15 protein-coding genes are annotated in these 22667 nt (G+C 66.5%); 1 reads left to right on the top strand and 14 read right to left on the bottom strand.

Annotation, left to right across the window (positions count from 1 at the left end):
• Nucleotides 1-52: 52 nt before the first annotated feature.
• Nucleotides 53-241 carry a hypothetical protein gene (locus ACWHYV_RS03530; protein WP_447979276.1) on the top strand — a complete coding sequence of 63 codons (189 nt, stop codon included), beginning with the start codon at nt 53-55 and terminating at the stop codon, nt 239-241.
• A 93-nt stretch (nt 242-334) separates the two neighbouring features.
• Here ACWHYV_RS03530 and ACWHYV_RS03525 read toward each other — a convergent pair whose 3' ends face one another.
• The 14 genes from ACWHYV_RS03525 to ACWHYV_RS03460 are packed head-to-tail and all read right to left on the bottom strand — an operon-like array spanning nt 335 to nt 22616.
• Nucleotides 335-1585: a glycosyltransferase gene (locus ACWHYV_RS03525; protein WP_447979275.1), complete on the bottom strand. Its 1251-nt coding sequence runs from the start codon at nt 1583-1585 to the stop codon at nt 335-337.
• Nucleotides 1582-3903: a DUF6519 domain-containing protein gene (locus ACWHYV_RS03520; RefSeq protein WP_447979274.1), complete on the bottom strand. Its 2322-nt coding sequence runs from the start codon at nt 3901-3903 to the stop codon at nt 1582-1584. Before ACWHYV_RS03520 ends, ACWHYV_RS03525 begins: the two co-directional genes overlap by 4 nt.
• 32 nt (nt 3904-3935) lie before the next feature.
• On the bottom strand, nt 3936-5990 hold the full coding sequence (locus tag ACWHYV_RS03515; protein WP_447979273.1) for a hypothetical protein: 2055 nt from the start codon (nt 5988-5990) through the stop codon (nt 3936-3938).
• Nucleotides 5987-8956: a putative baseplate assembly protein gene (locus ACWHYV_RS03510; protein WP_447979272.1), complete on the bottom strand. Its 2970-nt coding sequence runs from the start codon at nt 8954-8956 to the stop codon at nt 5987-5989. Before ACWHYV_RS03510 ends, ACWHYV_RS03515 begins: the two co-directional genes overlap by 4 nt.
• 26 nt (nt 8957-8982) lie before the next feature.
• Nucleotides 8983-11391: a putative baseplate assembly protein gene (locus ACWHYV_RS03505; protein ID WP_447979271.1), complete on the bottom strand. Its 2409-nt coding sequence runs from the start codon at nt 11389-11391 to the stop codon at nt 8983-8985.
• On the bottom strand, nt 11388-11747 hold the full coding sequence (locus tag ACWHYV_RS03500) for a GPW/gp25 family protein (protein ID WP_447979270.1): 360 nt from the start codon (nt 11745-11747) through the stop codon (nt 11388-11390). The genes ACWHYV_RS03505 and ACWHYV_RS03500 overlap by 4 nt, the downstream gene beginning before the upstream one ends.
• 17 nt (nt 11748-11764) lie before the next feature.
• The gene (locus ACWHYV_RS03495; protein WP_447979269.1) at nt 11765-12085 is read right to left on the bottom strand and encodes a hypothetical protein; all 321 of its coding nucleotides are present in this window, start codon (nt 12083-12085) and stop codon (nt 11765-11767) included.
• 15 nt (nt 12086-12100) lie between these two features.
• Nucleotides 12101-12616, bottom strand: coding sequence for a phage baseplate assembly protein V (locus ACWHYV_RS03490; protein ID WP_447979268.1), 516 nt, complete (start codon nt 12614-12616; stop codon nt 12101-12103).
• Nucleotides 12613-13743 carry a hypothetical protein gene (locus ACWHYV_RS03485; protein ID WP_447979267.1) on the bottom strand — a complete coding sequence of 377 codons (1131 nt, stop codon included), beginning with the start codon at nt 13741-13743 and terminating at the stop codon, nt 12613-12615. Before ACWHYV_RS03485 ends, ACWHYV_RS03490 begins: the two co-directional genes overlap by 4 nt.
• Nucleotides 13744-13785: 42 nt before the next feature.
• On the bottom strand, nt 13786-14142 hold the full coding sequence (locus ACWHYV_RS03480) for a LysM domain-containing protein (protein ID WP_447979266.1): 357 nt from the start codon (nt 14140-14142) through the stop codon (nt 13786-13788).
• The gene (locus ACWHYV_RS03475) at nt 14139-14798 is read right to left on the bottom strand and encodes a CIS tube protein (protein ID WP_447979265.1); all 660 of its coding nucleotides are present in this window, start codon (nt 14796-14798) and stop codon (nt 14139-14141) included. Before ACWHYV_RS03475 ends, ACWHYV_RS03480 begins: the two co-directional genes overlap by 4 nt.
• On the bottom strand, nt 14795-20515 hold the full coding sequence (locus ACWHYV_RS03470; RefSeq protein ID WP_447979264.1) for an eCIS core domain-containing protein: 5721 nt from the start codon (nt 20513-20515) through the stop codon (nt 14795-14797). The genes ACWHYV_RS03475 and ACWHYV_RS03470 overlap by 4 nt, the downstream gene beginning before the upstream one ends.
• Complete coding sequence (locus tag ACWHYV_RS03465) at nt 20500-20763, bottom strand: hypothetical protein (RefSeq protein ID WP_447979263.1); 264 nt, start codon at nt 20761-20763, stop codon at nt 20500-20502. The genes ACWHYV_RS03470 and ACWHYV_RS03465 overlap by 16 nt, the downstream gene beginning before the upstream one ends.
• Nucleotides 20763-22616: an ATP-binding protein gene (locus ACWHYV_RS03460; protein WP_447979262.1), complete on the bottom strand. Its 1854-nt coding sequence runs from the start codon at nt 22614-22616 to the stop codon at nt 20763-20765. The genes ACWHYV_RS03465 and ACWHYV_RS03460 overlap by 1 nt, the downstream gene beginning before the upstream one ends.
• Nucleotides 22617-22667: the final 51 nt, after the last annotated feature.

The raw sequence follows: 22667 nt of genomic DNA, 5'->3' as shown, positions 1-22667 counted from the left end.
ACTTCCAACGTACGGAATCAGCCAGGCCTTCTTAGGCTTTGTCCCCTTCGGCGTGACTCCCCCCGATTCTCGCGTCGGCAGTTACAACCTGCTGCAACTCCGTGCCGGCTACCGCTTTTGGCAGAACAATGCAGAAGTGGCCGTCTCGGTGTTCAATGCCCTGAACGACGAGCACCGAGAGCATCCGCTGGGCGAGTTGATTCAACGCCGCGTCATGGCCTGGCTCACGCTGAAGCTGTAACCGCCCGAGCAAGGTTTCGGAGCGGCGCAACGAGTTCCGAGAACGGCGGGAAGCGCGCGCATCGATCTCGCTACAGTACTGCCTCTGGACACCTTACAGGGTCGACCCCTTTCGTGCGGCATCCAACCCGGGTGTGCGCCCGATCGAGGCCGCTTCTTCGATGACGGCGGCGTAGCCTGCGGCGGCGCGCTCGATCGAGAACTGTTCGGCGATCTTCCGTCTCGCCCGCAGCCCAAACGCGTGGGCTCGTTCGGGGGCCGCGAGCAGGTCCAACGCGGCCCGTGCAAAGGCCGGGATGTCTTCCGGATCGCAGAGCACCCCGTCTTGCTCGTGCTCGATCACCTCCGGGATGAAGCACCGGTTCGACGCGACGATCGGTAGGCCCGCCGCCATGGCCTCGAACAGACCCCAGTTGCCGGCTCCTTCGAAGAGCGGGCACAGCAGCAGGTCCAGGGCTTGGAGGTGCTCGACGAACTCGTCATGGGGCAGGAACGGCTTGAACAGGATCGCCTGGTCGTCCATGCCCTCGGCCTCGAGCACATGTCGTTTGAAGGACTTGCCTCCGAGGTACGCGGTTTCGTTGCCATAGAGGGTGGTTTCCTCGCCGATCGCCACGAACGCGACGTCGCGGCGTGCGCCGCAGATCGCCTTTGCCACCTTGACGAAGACATCGAACCCGCGCACGGCTTCCAGCGTTCGCCCCGCGAACCCGACCACGGGCCCGTCATCCGGCACTCCGAGCTTCTTCCTGAGCCCGTGCTTGTCCGTCCTCATCGCCGGGAGATCGAAGCCTTCGGGCTGAACGCGAACCTTCCCTTGCAGGGGTTCGGGAAACAGCCGCTTCGCATGCCGGGACGGGACGAGGCAGCAATCGGCCTCCACCACGGCGGCATGGATCAAGGCCCGCACGGCCACGTCCATCAGGACCTGCGGATATTGCGCGGGGAACTCGTCGCGACAGTAGAGCGGCACATGGCCGGGCAACTCGACGTACGCGACGACCGGGATGCGGAGAACCTCGCGAATGTAGACCGTCGTGCCGAACGAGGCATGCCCGACGACCGCGTCGACCTTGTCGGCGGCATGGACGTGGGCCAGGGCATCGAGGACGGCCTTTCCGCAGCGGAGCCCGTCCTCGATGCTTTGCGTGTAGTAGTTGCCCGACGGCGGGTCGGGCAGGTCGTGAAAGCCGTAATACGCGATCGGCGGCTCGTCCCGCCGGACGGATTCGGCGAAGGCGTCATGGACGAAGGCGAGCGGTTCCCACCCCTCGCGCTGCGCGAGGCGGTGCGCAATGCGCGTGAACTGGTTGGGATAGGAGGGATGCAGGAAGGCGACCCTCATCGCGATCCTGACAGTCGCTTCGCCTCCTCGATCAATGCCTGTACCCGTGCACGGTCCTCCAAGCCCAGGACCTCGGCGATCCGCGCCGCGTCCGTGCGGGCCAGCGCCGCGGCATCCTCGATGCCCGCCTCCCTGAGTTTCCTCACCTGACTCCTGGTCAAGCCCCTCACCGACGTCAGCGGTGCGGCCTGGCCGCCCCGTGGCCGCGGGCGGACGATCTCGGTGGGGCCGACGACGCCGGGGCCCGCGGGGGGAGTCACGATCGTCGGAAACGTCAGGGTCGGCGGCGTCAACGTGAGCGTCGGCAGGGTGACAGTCAACGTCGGCTGGGTCACCGTCGCCGTCAACGTGGGCATTGTGACCGTCGGCGTCTGAGTCTGTGCGAGCCAGAACCACATCTCGAAATCGCCCCCGCGCCGACCGTTGCCGCTCGGCAGTGTGATCCCGGTCGCTTGTCCTTGCCCGGTCGGAATGCCGAACGCGTCGCCATCCAGATACTCCTTGGGCTCGTTGGGCCCCCAGATGAAGTTCCCCTTGAGGCTGAGCCGCGCGAGCACGCGTTGCACCTGACCGTGCGTCTGCGCGGCAAGGGTGCTCAGGAGGGTCTCGGCCAACCACAGCTGCACGTTGTTGGGCGCTTGGGTGAGCGGCGTCCAGAAGATGTCGGCATCGTCGGCATTGACGTTCGCGGCGAGGGTGAGGGGCTGAAAGCCCACGAACCCGGCGCTCGAGACCTTCCACAACTGCCGGTCCTGGGCGTCGATCGGCCAGGGCAGATCCAGGGTGACGAAACAGACCGGATTGGGCAGCCCCTTCTGGTTGCGCACGCTGTTCTGAAAGAGCGGCTTGTCGCACGTAATACGAATGCCTCTCGCCAGCTCCCTGGGATCGACGAATGTATCGTTCTGCAGCGGCTTGCCGCTCAGCAGCGTCACCTTCTCGATGCGAATCCCAGGCTCCTGGCCGCCGGAAGCCGTGCAGAGGATGTCGATCGCCTCCTGGACCGTCTTGGCGTTGCTCAAGTTGGCACACTTGGCCGGATTGTACGCCACGTCGGAGGCGGTCAGCGCCGTCAGGGGTGGAAAGAGCGTCCGGCAATCGATCGGCTGGTCGAACGTCTCTCCCGTGAAGTCCACCACCGCCAGCACACAATAGTGGTGCACGGTCCCATGCCGCTTCTCGAAGACGGGAGCGGGCGGAGTGCCGCCGTCCCTCGGCCACTCGACCTTGCCCGTGAGCGTGCGAGCCGGGATCAGCCAATAATCGCCGCTGCCGAAGGTGCCGCCATCGAACTCGATCTGGACGCCGTCCTCCAACTCGGTCGGGGTGTTGGCGGCCACCGTCCCCCGGCCGTCCCAACGCCGCAGGGTCGGGTTGGTCCCGACGGCGAGGCTCAGGTTGCTCGGATTCAAGACCGTCACCGAGGCGCCGGTCACCGTCTTGACCTCGAACAAGGCGCCCGGCTCTCCTCGGAGCACGCGCTCTTCGTCGACGAGCTCGACCCATTCGGCGCCGGCAAAGCCCAGCGCCTCGTCGCGTCCGGGATCCTCGACCACGATGGTGAGCGCCGCCGAATCGATGGCCTTCACTTTCGAGACGACGCTCGCGTTATCCCGCGACCACTTGAACGACGCGGTCCCTTGCACGACGTCGTGGATCTCGACTCGATAGAGCTGGTTCTCGAGCCGCCGGTAGCCGCCCCCCGCCGGCACCAGGCAGTCGTTGGCGGGAATAGCCGACTTGACCTCCTGCGCCCGCAACCGGCCCGTCGGCTCGGCCGGCTTGGTGAAGGCTCCGCAGCTCTTGGTATCGACCGGCGCGAGCTTCACCTGCCAGACCACCCGCGTACGCGTCGCCGTATCGGGACCGTTCAACGCGGGCTCGCGCAGGGACGGGAAGGCATCGCCATGCTGATCGACGGGCCCGAGATGCCGTTCCCAGACGTCCAGATAGACGGCATACGAGCCGCTCGCGGTCGGCCGCGCAGCACCGGGCCAATCCTTCTGCTGGGTGAAAAGCAGTCCATCGGGAACCTCGTTCTCGCAGAGGAGGCCGTCCACGTAGATCCGCCCGGGGGCGATACGCAAATCCTGTCCGTTCTGCTCGACGGCGACCTTGAAGTGCTTGAACTCGTTCGGCGCGTGCTTGGGCGCGCCACACGGGCCGACGACGTCCCCGGTCGCCGTCCGATCCACGTGCAGGCCGATGTCGACCTGTTCATTCCACTCGGCGTCGAGCAGAACGCGCCCCTGCTGCAGACGGACGCTGCTGTAATGGTTCGAGGACCGATAGGTCGAACGACTGAGATCAGCTTTCATCGTGGCTCCTGTCTCCTCCTGTCCAAGATCGTCTATCGTGGCCGCTGGGGCGCGAAGAAGATGCCGGCCTCGAGGCCGAAGCGCAGATATTCGTTCAGCGCCAGGCGAAGGTTGCGGACGCGCTGCGGCGCTTGAAGAAAGTGCCAGGCCCCCATCTCCCCTTCGTCATCGGCACCCATGGCGATCTCCGGCGGGCAGGTCGTGGCCAGCATGCCGTAGCCCGGGTCGCCGAACGCCGTCGAGCTGAACTGCGGCGCGACGATCGCCACGCCTGGGTCGTCAACCGGCTGGCAGTGGAAGCGGCGCGGCGCCTCGGATTCCAACGGGAGATAACTGAAGCGCACGCACCCGACCTGGCGGCGTTCGACCTGGACGCGGCCGACGAACATCGCATTGCTGCCATCCAAGGTCTGAGCCTGCGTCTCGCCAAAGATCGTGCTGCTGTCGACCGTCAGGGCACGCCCCTCGATCTCGCCGTCCACGAGGCTGTCCCGGATCGTGACGGAACGCGCCGCCTGGCCTGGCTTCAGATGCCCAACGATCGTGCGCGCGAACGTCACCGCGAGATCGGGGTTGCTCTGACACGTGAAGCCGGCCGCGGGCGGCGGGAGCGTACAATGCGCGATCTGCAACTCACCGAGGTGGCCGGCCAGCACGCGCAGCTCGCCTTCGATGAGCAATCCGTTCAGGATGAGCCGGCCGGGGGTCGGGCTCGTCGAAGGGGCCGTCCCGACGACTTCGATCGCGCCTTTGAGATGCGGGCGCACGCCTTTCGGCGTCAACCGGCCGGTGAGCCGGGCCTTGGGAATCAACGGATCATCCGTCTCTTCCTCCGGCCACTGCGCGGCCACGATCAGCAGTTGGCTGCCGGCGGGAATCGTGATGCGGGTCTGAGCCGTAATGAGATCCTCCTCATACGTCCGGCTGTCCATCAGCACGATGACGCCGCGCGATCCGGGCGCCTGCTGGTTCCACTCCTTCACCGCGTCGGTCAACGTCGCCTTGATCGGCGTCTGAGCCGGGGGCGGGTTTCTCATGACGCCCACCTGCCACGTCGTGCCGGCCTTGAGGACCTCGGTCAGTGACGCCCGCCGGTCGTACGGCCCGCCGCCGAGATCCCCGCCGACCCCATGAGCAAAGCTCACCGAGACCTCCCCCGTTGGCGCATCGGCGAAGGCGATGCGGCCGAGTTGGGGATCGACCGCGATCATGCCCGCCGGTGCACCGTGCGCCCAGTTCCCGCCGCCCGCATCGCCAAGATCGCACACGACGATGCGGTCCGCGCCCTGCGGGACTGTCCCGACCTTCACCAGCAGGCTGTTCACTTCGTCACCAGAGCCGTAGTAGCGCGCGAGGTCGTGATGGAGCGTGAGGCGCGACATCGGCATCGGCACGTTGACGGGCTCGGCCAAATGCGTGAGGCCCGTCTCGGTCTCCGGCACGTTGAAGAGCGGGTGACTGCCGCCCAGCGGATCGAACGTGAAACGCGTCGCGTCGACCCGGCGTGCCGTGACGTCGGTCAGCAGAGAGCTCTGCAACCGCCAGAGAAACAGCCCGACATGGGGGATGTTGTAGGTGCCGCGCCCATTGTCGATATGCCGGACCTCGGCGGTATGGGTCGCCTGCTCGAATGGCGTGCTCACGAACTGCATCGCATAGGCGCTGCGGACATCGATCGTGGCCGGCGCCGCGAGGCGGACGTGGTTGACGTACTGGGTCGTCACGAGACGCGCGAAGAATTCGACGGCGCGTGCGGGCCAGCCGGTGAGATCGCGCGCGAGTTGCTCGAGCACGGCGGCGGTGCCTTTCCGCCGCCGATAGGCCAACGTATTCGCCACGTACCCGCGCTGGCTGAACGTCCCGTCCTTCGTCGGCAAGAGGCCACGGACGCCCAGCAGGTCGCCGATGTACGGGACCACCCATTCCTCGCACGTCTCGATGAACCAGTTGTCGTACAGCCGGGCGATGTCCCCTTCGACGAGGTCCACCTCGCGCTCGATCACGGCCAGCAACGCACGAAGGGGGTCTCCTTGCGCATGATCCCGCAAGCGATAGACCGCCGGCAGGAGCTGGAACAGACGGCTCATTGGGCCGCCTCCGGTGCGACGGGGGTGAGCACGATGCCGAGCGGATTGATGACCAGCAATTGCGTGAGACTCGTCGGCTCCGGCTGCTCGTCTTCCCAGACGACCCCGTCGGCCGGCAGCACGCCGGTGGTCAGCGGGGACGGCGGTTGATCGAACCGATGCAAGGCATCGACGTCCACGAAGACGACCCCCGCCACGGCCTGCATGGTACGGACGACTTCGGCCTTGGTCACCGGCTGCGCGAACGCTCGCCGCTCGAACCCGAACGCCTCGGTGAGCGCGGCCTTGATCGCCGCCTCCACGTCGGCCCAGAGAGACCGGGAATCGATCAGGACCTTCGCGCTGAGGTTGAAAAAGGCCGGCTGATAGGTGTCCACGCGGAGGTGCAATGACGGCTCTTTGGATCGCTCGATGGCCTCCACGAGATGGAGCTTGAGCGGCGAGGTCGCCTCGATCCGGTGATCTGACAGCGCCGTCACGGTGCCGTCCTCGCTCGGCACCGGCGCATCGGACGCGACGGTCAGATGGATCCACTGCACGTCGTGACGCCACAAGGGGATCGCCTGCGCCTTGCCGACGCCGGCAAAGGCCCTGGCAAAGTCCTCCGCGTCTTGCAGGGAGACAATGCGGCCCATGGCCAAGACCGTCAGCGGCGCATTCGTCCGGGCCGCGTCGCGGCTTTCGGGGTCCGCCGCCCCCGAGGCCGGCAACGGATTCGTCACGCCGCGAATGCCGAGCGGGCGCGTCATCAGCAGCGTGAGCTTGCCGCCCCCCACCATGCCCGCGAGCCCGATGCCGCTCCGATACGTGGCCGTGACGTTGCCGGCCCCGGTCGGCAATCGCGCGCCGTGCACGCCGTCGCCGAAGAGCACCATGGCCTTCGCGTCGTCGTCGAGGCGAATCACGTAGCCCTCGCTCTTGGCGTCGAGGCCGAACAGGTGCGGGACCTCCTCCCACAGGATGCCGTTCACGCGAACATCGAGCGAGCTCTCCGCGCCGGAGGGGTCGGAGGAGGCCGTATAGGTGAGCGGCGATCTCTTCAGCACGAAGCGCTGGTTGGGCTGCGTCGCATCTCCACTCCCGAGCACCTCGGTGCCCGTCTCGCCGTGCGTCCCGAGCACCACGTTCGCGTTGATCGTCACGGTCTTGCGCACATAGGTGAACCGGAGACCGGGCGACTTGAAGAACACGGTGGTAAAGCCTCCGCTGTGCTCGATGGTGTCGAGAATCACGACTTCGCTCACGCGTACGCCGGGCAGGTCGTCCCGCTCGCCGCTCACCGCGACCGGCTGGCCCTCTTTCAAGTTCAGCACCATGCGGTCGAGCATCAGGTGGTGTTGCTCGGGCGTCCCCTTGCCGATCGGCTCCTCGACCGGTAATTGGACCAGCACCAGCCGATCGCCCAGGACGTGCGCGGTCGTCTTGCGAACCGTGAAGCTTTCGCTCTTGTCGCTCGTCGTATCCCCAAGGTCGGCACCGGTCTCGCCGGTGGCGAGCGTCAAGCCGGTCGCCTTGGTGCTGAGACTAAAGCCCGCTACCGAGGCTTCGGCGGCCGCCGTGACGCGAAAGACGGTGAACTGCTTGGTCGGCAACTCGAGCACGGCCCAACTGTTGTTCGTGATCCCGGGAACCGAACGCTCGAGGAAGCAGTCGGCATCCACGTAGTAGGGGGCCGTGGACGGCGGCGAGGTCGACGGCTTGAGCGAGCTCTTCCAGATCGACAGCCCGCTTCCGGTGTCCCAGGGATAGAAGGCGGCTTGAACCGTGCTGGTCAGGCTCGCATAGGCGGGGGCATTGTGGCCGAAGAAGCCCAGCCTGGCCCGCATGGCGAAAGCTCCCGGCGCCCCGGGGGGCAGTTGCGTCTTCGGCTTCGGGTAGTTGTAGGCGCCGTAGATGTAGCCCAGCGCGGATTGTGCGCTCCACCCCTGCACGGTCAACCACGCCGTCAGCTCGTTGTTCTTCCACGTCTGCCCGACGATCTGCTGATCGACCGACTGCGAGTCGAGCGTCATCTGTTGCAGATTCGCCTGCGCCTTCATCTGCCCCCCGAGCGTCAAGCCCGCGGACGACGGCGCGGCGACGTCGAACTCGACCTTGGTGCGGTTCAGCTCGTTTTCCTCGGTGACCCGGAGGACGGTCTTGACGACGGTGTGGGTCGTCGTGCCGTTGGCCCGGCGTCCCACGAGCAGGACGACGTCGCCGCTCTTCAGATTCGTGCTCGTGCCGGCCACGTAGAGGACGTTCACCTCCAGCCCCTGGACGGTGCCGGTGCTCGGCAGCGGGGCGCCGCCGTCCAAAGGATGGGTCTGCGCCGCATCGAGCGACGTCGCGCCGCCGGCGAACCCGATGCTCACACCCAGCAGGTAGAGCTTGCCGTTGTTGATGGCCAGCTCCTGCGGACGCATCTGCCGCGGTTTGAGCTCATTCCATTCGATCCGTGCCGTGAGATCCTCGTCGGTCTCGAAGGTCTGCGGCAGCTCGCCCTGACCCGGCACGCTCTGGACCTTCGTCCCTTTGGGGACCACGGTGCTCGCGGGGGCTCCCTCCGCGGTCTCCATCGCAAAGGCCAGGTAGGCGCTCGCGGCGACCCCGGGCCTCAGCTCGTAGCCGATCAGCCGCGCCAGCTCGAGGATCGAGCGGCGTTCGGTCGCCGTCCGCAAGAAGCCTTCGTTCGCGATCCGCTCTTGGTAGAACGTGAGCACGTCGCCGATCGTCGCCCAGGCGTCCAACAGCGCGATCGCCGGGTCATCGCTCGCCCGCGTCGCGAGCCGGGCGAGCGGATACCGGATTTGGTTCGGCGCGTCTTCGATCCCTTCGTGCGGCAACCGGCTCAGCATGCGGCGCAGGAAGGCGGGCTGTGTGCCGATGCGATACGCCAGCGACGGCAGGCCCGGCGGGTTGTGAACGAGCGGCGCCGGGAGGTTCGGATCGCAGCAGCCGCAGGAATCTAACTCGTTCTTACTCATGTCTGCTGCCAATGTTCCGGGCCGCGTCAGAGCCCGCCGAGCAGGACGAGCTCCAGGCGGCCGTTCTCCTGTGCGTTCCGATCGTTGTCCAACCGGGCGATCTCCAGTCGATGCATGGGAATGAAGCCCTCGTCGATCTCTCCATGAGGATCCTGTCCGTACCGCTGAAATCGATCCACGCCGATCACGCTCCGCACGCCGGGCACCGCCATCGCCCGCGCGATGATCTGGCTGAGATAGACCGGCTGGCCGAACGTGAAGTGGTCCGGGTGGAAAAAGCCGCGGGAGCCGTCGGGCAGGTCGCGGTTGCTGAACGCGTCGAGCAGCGCCTGCTTCACGACCGCCTTGTAGGTATGCGGCACGACGCAGAGGGAGAGCGCGAGGTCGAGCGGAACGTAGCGCGGGGCGTCGATCTCCAGGTCGTAGCCCGCCATCCGAAACGGTTCGAGAAAGTCACGCAGCGCCTGCTCGAACGTGGCGTCCACCGGTCGCCCGCCCCGCCGGTCCACCGTCACGAACATCGTGTACCAGCTTCCGGTCCACCGCCGCGTCGCAGCCGCCCGCTGGACCTCCGGATGGCGCTGCGCGGCGACGGCGTAATCGGCTTCGGTGACCGCTCGCTCCTGGGTCCGGAAGGCCTGCGGCGCGTACAGCTTGACCTCTCGAATCGGCTCGGGATCGACGCCGCCGACGGCCGCCATCGGGTTCCGCACCTTCACCCCGTCGATCGGCGGCACGAGCCGCGTGAGCGCCTCCGCACCCACATTGCCGGCCTTTCCGTTGCCGAGACGATAGGTCGCCTTGAACGCCGTGCCGGCCGAGGGTCGGCGCCCCAGGACATCGTCGCCGAACCGCAGAGACGCCGCGCCATCCTCCTCCATCTCGACGACGAAGTCCGGCGCGAACCGGTCGCTGCCGAGCAGATCACGCCGCGGTCGCCAGATCTCGCCTTCGCCACGCAGCAGGACCGCGGGCAGGACATCACGCACGTCCACGCGCAGGGAAACGGCCGCCGGCCGCCGCCGGGCATCCGCATGGTCGTAGGGCGCCGCGTGCGTCAAGCCTCGCCGCGCCAGTAACGGCCGATAGGGCCGGCCCTCCGGCACGGTCGGCGGCACGAGACTCTCGCCCGCCGATGTGGCCGTGAACGTCAAGCCTTGATCGGCCAGTGCGACGTTGCCGCGCGCCACCGCGGCGCGGATGACGCCGCCGGCGCCATCGTCGAACTCGTGAAGGCACAGGGGGAAGGGCAGCGCATCGTCGGCGTGCCAGGCGATGTCGAGGACGACCCTCTTCGTCAGGGGATCGATGCGCTCGACGGGCTCGTCGATCAGGCGCACGGCATGGCGATGCGTGCGGTCGGCGTCCTCGGGCAAGCCGCTCTCCGCCCCGAGCACCTCTTCGACGATCAGCACATCGCCCGTGTTCAGGTCGAGCACGGCCTTGGCGCCGTCGAGCGTGGCGCGCGTGGCGCCCTTCGGCAGGCAGCACTTCGTATCGCCCCAGGTATAGAACGCGATGGCGTTGCGGGCCACCTTGAGGGTCGTCACCTCGTGCAACGTCTCGAACACGATCGCCCCGCCGTCGGTCGTCGCCGGGCTCGACGCGGCGATGACGCGGGCCGATGTCGGGACCGCCGGCGAGAGCGCGCTTCCTCGATCCGCCTGGGTCTCGAAGACCAGCCACGCGCGCGCATTCACCCCCTCGTGCATGGCATAGTCCACCAAGCGCGCATGGCGACGCACGGACACGCGCCGGCGCGCCGTGCCGAGATACGCCTCGGTCGCCACTGCATCCTGAAAGTAGCTCAAGTGATCGCCGACGTAGGCCAGGACCTCGACGAGCGCGATGCCGAGGTCGGCGGGATTTCGCTCGCGCCAATCCGGCATGACGACGGCGAGGCGATCCAGGATCAGCCGGCGAAAGCTCGCATAGTCTTTGGCGAGGTAGTGGAGGTAGGGCGCGGCGAGGGGCCGCTCGGGGCACTCGTCTCGCGGCGCGCAATCGAAGTCGCTGTCGCAGTGGATCTTGAACGAGAACTCGACCTCGGCGAGCATCGGATCGAACCCGACCGGCGGATCCTCGATGACGGGCGAGCTGACCAGGCGCAAGGTGTAGGTGGAAAAGTCGCCGGCGTGGTTGGGCGTGAGCGTGATGACGTGGCCCGACGTGGCGGCGACCGTGTCGACCCGCACGTCGGTGAGCCGGACGCCGCCCTCGATGCGGAAGTTGTCGGCGGTCAGAACCGGCCCTGAGGGGACCCCGTTGGGCTGTCCGGGCAGGTTGTGGATGAAGTGTACGATCAACGTCTGATGGTCGGTCGGCGAGACTTCGAGGAAGTCGATGCCGTTCAGGAACGGGTGGCCATTCTCGTCGGTCGCCGCACGAACCAGGTCGCGGCGTCGGAGATTGCGGCACACGTACTGCGTCGTCATGCTCCCTCGGTACTGAACTGGGCGGTCTGCCGCTGCTGCGTCCGCTTGATCACGTAATCGACCTGGACCCGCAGAGTCGAGTCCACCGTCTCGACTCGGACCGATTCCACCTGGATCACCTCGGCCAGATACTGCTGGAGCGCGCCTTGGACGAGGAACTGAAGCGTGGCCGCCAGCTCGGGACTGTTCGGCGCAAACACCAGTTGCTGGAGCCCGCTGCCGAACGCGGGGCGATTCACGCGCTCTCCGGGCGCGGTGAAGATGAGCTGCTCGATCAGGTCGCGCACATGCTCCTCGTCGGTGGTCGAGGCCGACCGCTTGCGATCGTCGATGTGAAAGGGAAAGTCGATCTCCATCCGGCTCGTCCGTCTCGTTATATCCCGGTGACCCGTGTCTGGGTCGCCACGATCATCAAGGGCGTGCCGTTCGGCACGCAGACGGCCTGACTGTCGAGGAGCAGCAGCGGCTGCCCGTTGCTGCTCACGCGCGTGGCCGCTGTCATCCATTGCCCGGTCACGCACGGCGTCGGCACGCCGCCCGGCGCGAACGGGCACCCGGCGATCACGTAGGGAGCGGTCATCACCACCGTCGGCTGGCCGTTCACCAGCACACGGGGATTCGGCGCCGTCGGCTGCGCTTGCCCGCCGTGGGCGCAGAGCACGGTCGCGCCCACGTGCAGCAAAAATCCCGGCATGGTCCTTCTCCTTCTCTATACGATGACTAAGGCGCCGTTATTGATGGTTACTGTGGGTCCCGCTAAAACGAGGCTCGCCCCCTTGCCGTTCTGGATGTAGATCCCCGTGTCGTTGACGATGAGCGTCGCCCCCGTCGTGCTCTTCAGCATGATCCCGCCGGTCGGCCCGGGCAGATCGCTGATCACCAACGTGTTCTGCGCCGTCGTCTGCAGCACGATGTTGGGACTGGCCGGGTTCCCCGCCAACGCCAGGGCCGGCACCTCGGCCGCCGAACCGTAGTAGCAGCCGGTCCAGATTGGATAATCCGGATTCCCCTGCTCGAATTCCACCCAGACACCCGAACCGATCTGCGGGATGAAATAGGCACCCATCTGCTTGCCCGCGATCGGAAAGCACGGCATGGCCCAGGTGCCGGGGATGAGCCCGGAGACGTCCGGTACCATGACCTGCAGCCGAGCCATCTGCATCGGGTCCACGTTGTTGACCACCGTGCCGCGGTATTTGCCGAAGTACCGTTTGGTTTCGCTCATGCCGGCACGCTTCCCACCGTCGAGATCAAGCCATTGCGGACCAGCGTGAAGTTCTGTTTGTACTCCCCGCGCTTGATCGTGTGCGTGATGCTCTTCACGTAATAGAGGCCGTCGAATGCCGTCCCGACGCCCCGCAGGCCGACGAGCCGCCGCGCCTTCAACGTGCGCCCATAGCGCGTCACGTCGAGCGTTCCGGTCGCGGTCACCGCATCGGCCGTCTTCGCGGCCTTGGCGAGTCCGATCAGCGCCGCCTGGACCGGCGAGTACTTCGCGGATTCGTTGAGGATCTCGACGTTCTTCGGGATCGGCGGGATCGCGCCCAGCGGTGGGCTCAGCGGCGTGATGTCGGGAATCGGAATGGGGATCGGCACCTTCGTGAGTTGGTTCTGGATCAGCACGATCGGCAGCGTCTTGCTCTCGGTGTCGAATGTGAAGTCGATGGAGTCGATGTTGGAGTGTGCGTCCATATTGGCATTCAAGGCCGGCTGCGGCTCGCCGATGCGAAGCTCCGGCCCCCAGTAGGCAAAGCTGATCCCCGGCTGGGGACCCGGTTCGAGATAGAACGAGTAGCCCACGTCGTCGGCCAGCTCCTTGATGTAGCCGAGGTCCTTGCCCTTGTGCGTCGGGATGCGGTCGGTCGGGATCGGCACGTCGATCAGCACGCTCGGCACGACCTTCGGAATGATGCCCAGCACCGCGTATTTGGCGAGCACGAGCGCGACGCGGGCGAAATCGGGCATGGCCGGATACGGAATGCCGCTGAAGTCGATCAGCCCCATCAGCGCCGTGAGGTCCTTCCCTTTCACCGTGAGCGTGCTCATCCCCTCGCGGTTGCCGTGCGCGATCTCGTGGTGCGTCATCACGCCGTCCATCAAGACCTCCGGCGTGCCGTTGACCGTCACGACGATGACGACGCGTAGGACGGGAATCATCGCGCCGCCGGTCAGGAAGAACAGCGTGTGCAGCGGGGAGTTCTTGTCGAGCGCGAACGTCAGCTCGAACCCGCTCGTCGTCTCGCCGGACGTGACCATCACTTGGACCCCGGTGAGCGCGTCGAGCAGAGCCGGCGACACGGGCACGGGCACGGCCGGCCCGATCATCAGAGTGAGGTTGATCCCTTTCAGCATGATGCCATCCGATCCGCTGTCCGCCTGGTCAACGAGCGCGAGCTATCCCAACCCCTCCGGCAACGTGATCCGAATCCGCCGCGCGATGACCTCGGTCAACTCCTCCGGCCGCATCGCCACGTTCGCGTCACACAGGCGCCAGAACAGCTCGGCATCGCCCACGTACTGCGCGGCCAGATTGTCGAGCCGGTCGCCTTGGACGACGGTGTGCTCCTGGACCGTGACGAAGCGGTCCGGCGCGGGAACGAAGCGGCGCCGGAGATAGACGATCGCGCGGCCGTCGGGCGTCTGGAGGATCGCCGTCGGGATGCCGTGGTAGCGACTGTTCGGCGGGAACAGATTCGCCGAGCCGTCGTTGCCCTGCAGCAAGCTCTGGAGCTGCGCCATGGGATCGATCATGGAAGACCTCCGATGCCCAGCGCGTTCAGCCCGCCGGCGCGGCTCTGCCGGGCCAGTTGCTCCTTCTGCTGCTGATAGATCATGAACAGGCTCCCGCCCTTGGTGTCGAAGCCCAGATCGTCCACGCTGAGCACGCGCAGGCTCAGGCTCACCTTCGCGCGGATTGGGTTCAGGTTCGGGTCGAACGCTTCTTCGGTGATGCTGAAGTCCGTGATCCGCACGGGCAGAATCCGGCTCTTGCTCCAGACGAACAGGACCAGCGCGGCCTGCATCGGCGCGATCTCCAAGGTGCCGCCCCGCGCGAGCGCGTGGTTCGCCAGCAGTTGCTCGCTCGAGGGGTAGACGATGGTCTCCAAGGCGCTGAGTTGCGGAGAGATGCCGCTCTCTGCGGTTTGGCCGTCGCCCAGCTCCATCTGATCGGTCGCGTCGATCTCGGCGTCGAGCTTGATCGTCTCGACCGGGGGCCCTTTCAGGCGGAGCGCCTCGGACCGGTTCCCCCCTTCACTGCCCGTGCTGAAGCTTTGCGTCTGCAACGTCCGGCTCAGCGTGTCGGGGTTGTATTGCAGCGTGATCACACGCTGCACGGCCGACGACCCCGGGTCGATCAGCACGAGGCCGCCCTTCACCAGACGCGGGGCATGGGGCACGCCGCTCATAGCCGCACCTTCACGCGATAGTCCGCTTCATCCAACGATTCCTTGTTGGTCGCCTCCTCGAACGGCGGCGCCCACTCCATCTTGACGATCAGATCGTCCCGATCGAAAAACCATCCGAGGTCCTCGTCGAACACCTCGAGCCGCACGGGACGTTCGAACGGCGTCAGCGCGGTCAGCGGGACCGTGAACGTGTGCTGCTGCCCGTCGTTCAGCTTCTTCACCGGCGACGTGAAGCCCTGATTCCCGCCGCTCACCTTGACGTAGACCTCGTCAGCCCCCAGCCAGTCCTCGGTCTTGAGGACCTCGACATCGACCAGCGCGTTGCGCTGCTTCAGCACGGCGTCGATCTCGCGCAGGCGGGCGAGCTTTTCATTCCGTTCGTCGCCTTCCGGCAGATCCGCGAGCGCTTTGCGAATCGCGATCAACTCCGCCATCAGCGCCGCGGTGTCGCCCTCGCCGCTCGCCGCCGCCTGCTGAGCCGCCTTCTTGGCGTCGTCGCCGAACGTGGAGGTGCCGAAGTATTTCGGGTCCGTCTCGGGCGGAGCCAGCCGTTTGCCTGCCGCGTCCACCAGCATCCGGTCCACGACGTAGTTCGTCTTCTCGGCGACCGCCTTGACGAACCAGCCGTACCCGGTCTTCGTCGTCGAGGCGACCCGCCACTCGAACAGCTCGGGACGGCCGATGTTGGTCTCGCCCCAGGCGATGGCCTTGGCCAACGCGTCCTCCTCGGCCATGCGCTTGGTCTCCTTGTTCTTCACGTTGACCGTGTACTTGTAGGTGTACGCGATCGAGATCAGTTGCCGCGCCGCCCCGCCCTTGCCCTTCTTGTTGACCGGCACCCACTTCTTCCATTGGTCCGCCGGCAATTCGGAATACTTCTCGATGAACGCCGCTTGCTGCTCCGCGGGCGGAATCTTCTGGTTGCCCTTGTATTCGATGTAATAGACATCGAGGGCTTCGTAGTGCTCGACCGTCCTGGCCTTGCCCTTGCCGACGGTCTTGGTCCCAAACACCTGCTTATGGGTCGGCGCGATCACCTTGCCCTCGCCGCCGAACGCCTTGTCCAGCGCGTCGAGCATGCTGGTGCTGCGGCCGATGTTGCAACCCTTGATGTAGATCCGCGTCTGCTCGTCGATGATGCCTTTCGGCAGGTCGAACAGCGCCGGCTCCTCGCTCAGTGCCCGATTCAGCTCCCCGTACTGCACGTGCGGATCGCCGGCCTTGTCGCTCTTGCGGAGCTTGAACGACAGCGTGCCGTCCTCGTTCGCGTGCGAGACCAGATACAGGTTCGCCACGCGCTCGCCCTTCTCGCGGAGGTACTCGAACACGCTCTCCAAGCTGCGATGGGCATTGTCGTTGACGAGCGTCGCGTTCGGCAGCATGGCCTTGAAGTACTTTGCCGCCTCCCGATAGAAGGGGTTCTTCTTCGGATTCTTGTCCACGCCCATGATGAAGACGATGTCCTTGCCCGGCTCCTCCGCCTTGGGGCCCGCTTTCCGCTGGAGACCGACCCGACGCAATCGCTGCAAGCCCGGCGCATTCACGGGCCATCGGGCGGGGTCCGGCCTGATGACGGCCCGGCTCACGCGTTCGGCTTCCTGCTCCGAAGGATGCGAAGGCGGCACCACCAACGGGGAGGCGCCGGCTGGCTCCGCCGGGGCGGCCGCCACCTGGTTCTCCCCTTTCGGCGGCTCGGCATCGATCGGCTCGCCGGCCGGCGCTTCCGCTGGCTCGCCCTCGAGCGCCGACGCGACGGGCGCGATCGCCTGATCCGCGTCTTCGTTTGGCTGTTCGGTCTGCGGCAGATCGATCTCGTCGAACGACACCGGCGGCAGCGTTCGTTCACGGGACTCTTCGATCGACGGCGTCATCCCCTCCTGCTGCACGACGTGCGTGAGCTCGTGCGCCAGCAGGGCTTGCCCGCCTTCTGTGTCCGGCCGAAATTCCCCTTCCCCGAACACGATATCCTGGCCGATCGTAAAGGCCTGTGCATTGAGCGCGTTGGCGCTCTCGGCCGCCCCGCTGCCCGTGTGGATCCGCACGCGGGTGAAATCCGCGCCGAACCGTTCCTCCATGAACGCGCGCGTCGTGTCATCCAACGGCTGGCCTAGCGACTCCCGCCCCTCGCGAATCGCCTCTTCATCATTGGCCGGCGCCGCATCACCGATGGCCCGGCGCCGCGCGGCGATCTTCTTGGCGTCGGCCTTCCACTTGGTTTCGTAACGCTTGAAGATCGTCATCGGATCCTTCACCTGCTTGGGATCGAACGGCAGCCCGTCTCGAATCCGTTGCGCAACCTTCGTCTTCCACGCCTCGACCTGCGGCTGAACGGCGTTCTTGCGCTCGTCCAGCACGTGCTTGATGATGTCCTGGCGTTTCTTGTTGGCCTTGTATTTCCGGTTCAGCTCGTACCCGAAGGCGATCACCAGCCCGTCGATCCGCTGCGCCTTGTCGAACAACGGGAGATACGGCGGGATGATGTCGATCGCCTTTTTGTACTTCGCCTTCAGCGCGTCCAACTCCGGCCAGGCGGCGACGTTCACGACCTGCCCCGTCAGCGCGCGCTTCGCCGGCGCATCGACCAGCTTGAGCAGATCGTCCCGATAGAGGGCCTTGAGCGTGTCGCCCAGCTCACCGTGCGCCGCGTCGAGGCTGGGATCGATGTCGAAGATCCGTTGCACGTCCAGCGTGCCGTCGAGGCTATGGGCGACGATCGCGACCCGATCGAGCACGGCGAGCACCTTCCCGAGCTTCTCGAGAGAGGGCTTGGCGAGATCTTCGGCCTCCGCCCGTTGAGGAATGGACTTGGGCTTGTCGCCGACGGTCGCTTCGGCCTCGCGGATCTTCGCCGCGCGCTGCCCGTTGAGATCTCTCTCGAGGTCCCGGCGGAGCGGATCCGTGTACCTGGTCCTCAACGCCTGCGCAAATTCATTGGAGACGACGGCCAGCCGGCTCTGCTGCACCTGCTCGTCGAACTGCTTCAGGACTCGGGTGGCCTGCTGCCTGAGGCGATAGTTCACGAGCACGTCGACGTGCATGAACTTGTACTTGTCCGGACACTTCTTCTGCAGGTGCTCGGGCCACAGCATGTACGCTTCGAACGAGTCCGCAAAGTCGTCGGCCGGATCGGTTTCGGCATAGGCCGAGATGAAACAGGCCGTTCTGTCGTAGCGCAGATAGCCGGCGCCGTACCGGTCGTAGCGGTACATGTGGTCGCCGTGTCGACGGCTCTTGTATTCGCGCTCGTCCTTGCGGTCGTCGTCCAGATCGTCGAGCAGCTCCTGCGCTTTCTTGGGATCGCCGATGTCCTTCACGAGCTCGTCGCGGGTGAGCCACTGCCATCCGGAAAGGGCGCGGAACGTCCGATACAGCGCATCGTCGCCGTGATGGATGTTGTGGCCGAGCTCGTGCAGCGTCGTGCCGAGGCTCAGCGTGCCGAACAGGGTGATGCGGCCGGAGGGCGACGACCGGCCCCCTACCTTCGGGTGCTCGGCTCCGCGCAGGAACGCGTGGAACTGCGGATTGGCCCGCAGAATGTCAGGCGGGATCTTCTGGAGGATCACCTCGAACGTGTCGAGGTCTTCCTTGGTCCAGGGCCGGCCGTAGGCATCGTTCAGCAGCCGATTGAATTCGAGGTTGTAGCGCAATTCGAAGCCGAACTCCGCCTTCTTCTGCTCGATCAGACCCTTGAGTCGCTTTTCGAATTCCTCGTTGATCTTGGTGATCTTCTCCGGATCGACCTTCGGATCTTTCAGGGCCTCGGCGAGGCGCTGGTGATACTCGAGCAGCTCGGCGGCCAGATCCCGCGCGGCGCGATCGAGCAGGCCTTTCACCTCCTGTTGCGTTCGCTGGCCTTTGCCCACGCTCGCCTTCGCCTCGATCTCGAAAATCGCGCTCACGCGCACCTCGAGCCGGTCGCCGTGTTCCTCGTTCACCCCGGCCACGATCTTCTCGTAGCGCCGGCGGGGATCGTCGCTGTCGATCGCGTCCCGCAATTCGCCGAGGCGGTCCTTCTCCTTCAACAAATCGAACTGGTCCGCCTTGGTCGTGCGCTCGAGCAGGACCACGATGGCCTTTTCTTCATGCTCGCGGACCCACCACATGGCGATGAACGCATCGAGATACAGCGCCTTGAGGCCCTTCTTCTCGATGTTGCTCGAGAGCAGGTCCAGCAGCTCCCGATACTCGGCGCCGTGGTAATCGTCGAGCAGTTGTTCGAAGCGGCCGCGCTTGTCCAGGGCGAGCAGGCCGTCATCGAGCATGAGCTGCCGGATGAGCTTGCGGAGGATCGTCAAGCCGGCTTGCTCATCATCATCCAGCGTGGCGCCGTCCAGCAGATGGATGAGCAAGGTCGCCGCTTCCTCCGGTCGGATGACCTTGAGTTCCCAATCCGTCCGGGTCGTCAACGCGCGCACGGCGTCGTCATCCCCATGGAGAGCCACGTCCAACGCGTCGGGTTCCGGCGTGTCGGCGTTCTTCTTGCGGGCGACACCGCGCGGGACAGGCGACAGCGCCATCCCTTTCGCGCCTCCATGTTGCTGGACGACGTGTGCCAGCTCGTGCGCGATCAGGCGCTCGCCTTCCGGCGTCCGGGGCGAGTATTCGCCGGAGGCGAAGACGATGTCCTCCCCGACCGTGTAGGCCAGCGCATGGAGCGCCTCCGCGCTGCGGGCCGCCTGGACATCGGTGTGGAGACGCACGCGGCTGAAGTCGACCCCGAACCGCGCTTCCATCGCCGCGCGCGTCCCGGGATCCAACGGGTGCCCGTTCGTCTGCAGCGTCTCGCTCACGAGTGGCGCCTCGCTCACGTGCGAGCCGCTCAGCGCCTTGCGCTGCACCGGCTTCTCTTCCTTCTTCTTGGCCTGATCCTCAGGCGGCTTCTGCTCGGTTTCGCCCGTGAGCGTGAACGGTTCGGGCGGGACGCCGGGAAGATCTTTCCGCCCGGTGAGCGGGAGCCGGCCAACGGGAATGCCCCCAGGACCGAACGACAGCGGGGGAGCGCCCGGCGTCCCGGTCCGGGAGGCCATCCACGCCTCCATCATTCGACGCTCGCGCTCCCGCTCCTCGGGCGTCTTGAGCCCTTCGCGGAAGGCCTCCAGCTCCCGCGCGAGCTTGGCCGTCTCGGCACGAGACTTCTCCTGCTCCGTCATCCGCGACTTCTTGCCGACCGGGCCAGCACCGCCCACCGTCCAACTGAACGTCGCCATCACCTTGGTCGGCTTGTCCACCGGCCCCTCGTACGTGATCTTCATCTTGAGGCCGGGCTTGATCGCGTCGAGGGAAATCTCCGGGATCCCAACCGGCAATTCGCGGTGCGTCGCGGCGAGCGTGGCCACCGCGCCCGCGACCGCGGCGCCGGTGATCACCTTGCCGGGCAAGGTCGAGAGGAAGGCGTCGCCGAACTGCTCGGCTTTCTCCTTGATCTCCTTCCCCGGCGCTGTTTCGAGGAACGCCTCGCCGGCCTTCTTGGCCGCTGCTTTGTATTTTTCCTCGTCGCTCTGCTGCCCGGGCTTCTCCTCGCGCTGGAGGAGCGGAACCCTACCGAGATTGAAGGCCGGCGGAGGCGCCGATCGGTTGACGACGGCATCCGCCGCGCGATCCGCCTCGCGCTCGAACGCGTCACCCGGTTCGCCGACCGTCGTCTTGGCCGGGCGGGACGACACCGGCGAGACGGCCGACGCACGGCTCTTGGACCCTGCGCTCATTCGTTGGCCCATGCGCTCCACTCTCCGTACACGGCCTGCGCGATCTGTCGTCCCGTCGTCTCCGGTCTCACCGCTGTCTCCATCGTGAAGGACGGGGCCTCGATCCGGTCCACGGCCCCCCCGTGCGTCAAGGCGGGCGGTACGCCGCTCTCGATCAATAGTCCGGAGAGGCTCGACTGCAGCGCCTCGGCGATGCGAGAGCGATCACCGGGCGAAAACCCGTGCAGCACGACCTCCTCGATGTGCACCTCGATGTTCATCAGGCCACCACCCAGCCGGCGACCTCGGCTTCGCTCAACGGCTTGTCCAGTTTCGCGTATTCGGTTCTCGTCGACTCGAGCAGGTGTTTCATCTGCACCGGCTCGTTGGTGTCGGCGGCGAGAAACGCGGCATTGACCGCGATGTTGCGGATGTGGCCGCCCGGCATCGCGAGCCGGGCGAGCTTGTCGATCTCGATCCCCGCGGTCGGCATCGCCGGCGGGAACACTTGCCGCCAGATCTGCGCGCGCTGCGCCGCATCGGGAAATGGAAACGGCACAATGAACCGAATGCGGCGCAGAAACCCGGGGTCGAGCGCGTGCTTCATGTTGGTCGTCAGGATGGCGAGACCCCGGTAGGCTTCCATGCGTTGCAAGAGATAGCTCACCTCGATGTTCGCATAGCGGTCGTGGCTGTCCTTCACCTCGCTGCGCTTGCCGAACAGCGCGTCGGCCTCGTCGAAGAGCAGGATCGCACCGCCGTCTTCGGCCGCATCGAAGACCTGCCGCAGGTTCTTCTCCGTCTCGCCGATGTATTTGCTGACCACCTGGCTCAGGTCGACGCGATAGAGATCGAGCTGGAGGTCGTTCGCGAGCACTTCGGCCGCCATGGTCTTCCCCGTCCCGCTGGCGCCGGCAAACAGCGCGCTGATCCCCAACCCACGGCGGCCCTGGCGCCCCACCCCCCAGGTCTCGTACACCGTGGCCCGGTGCCGCACCTGCGCGGCGATCTCCCGCAGCGTGCGCATCTGCGCCTGCGGCAACACGAGGTCGTCCCAGATCGCCGATGGCTCGATGCGCTGCGCCAGGCCGTCGAGCCGCCCGCGCGAAAGCGCGCGAGCGGCAGTCCATAGATCCGCCGCCGAAGGCTGCGGATCAGCCGACGGCCCGGACGGCTCGAGCACTTCCTGCGCCGCGGCGATCGCGCGGATCGTCCGCGCGCTCAAGTCGAACTGCGCCACGAGCGCGTCCACGCTGCCGTTGAGTGACCCGGCCCGATCGCCCAGCGCCTGCCGCCACACCGCTCGCTGCTCATCCGGCTTCGGCTTCTGCACGCTCACCATGACGGAGGCGCGGGACAGCTCGCCGAGCGCATCGCGGCTCGAGACGATCATCGCGCACCGCGCACGCTCCACAAACCTCCGCACCGGCCCGCGCTCCCCCTCCACGTCGTCGCATTCGAGCAGCAGCGCCGCGTGCATGAGCGCCGTCTCTCGCTCACAGAGCTGCAGCCACGTCGCCCATTCGGCCGTCGCCGGCAGGTCGGCCGCGGAGAGGACATACAAGCGCAGGCCAAGGCGTGCGCACGCCGCCGCGGCGATCCCGCGCCGATCCGCGCGCGAGGGACCGGCCATCTTGACCACGGGCAGCTTCGCCGCATCGCCGGCGCGGCGCCACACCTGCTCGATGTGTGCCGCGAGACGGCGATGGGACGGCGTGACGACCTCCTCGTCTTTCACGCGGATCAGCACGCCCGCCACCCGTGCATCCAGCTCCTGGATGCCCAAGAGATAATGCAACACCCGCTCATCGAGCCGAAGCCCGGCCTTGACCAGCGCGCCGGCCGGCTGAAGCTCGATCAACCGCCAATAGCGCAACGGCGCGGCCGGCGAGACCGCGCTCCAATGGGCATCTGGAAGCTTCGCCAACGCCAACGCCCAGGTCGGCGGTCCGAACCTCTCCGCGAAGCCGCTGTCCACCTCCGCGCCGGCACACATCAGCAACACGTCCCGCTCGAACGACGAGAGGCCGAACACCGTGCACAAGTGGTCCAGCGCCATCGCGCGGCCCGATGATGCCTCCTCCGCATCCGTCTCATCGCCGAGCAGACGGCGCACGCGGGCCGTCTCTGTCATCAAGCCGCACTGATTGGCTTCCAACCACTCGCTGCGTGGACTGTGTGGCCT

It is taken from the genome of Candidatus Nitrospira bockiana (assembly GCF_965152565.1).
This window is presented reverse-complemented; position numbering and strand designations above follow the sequence as displayed.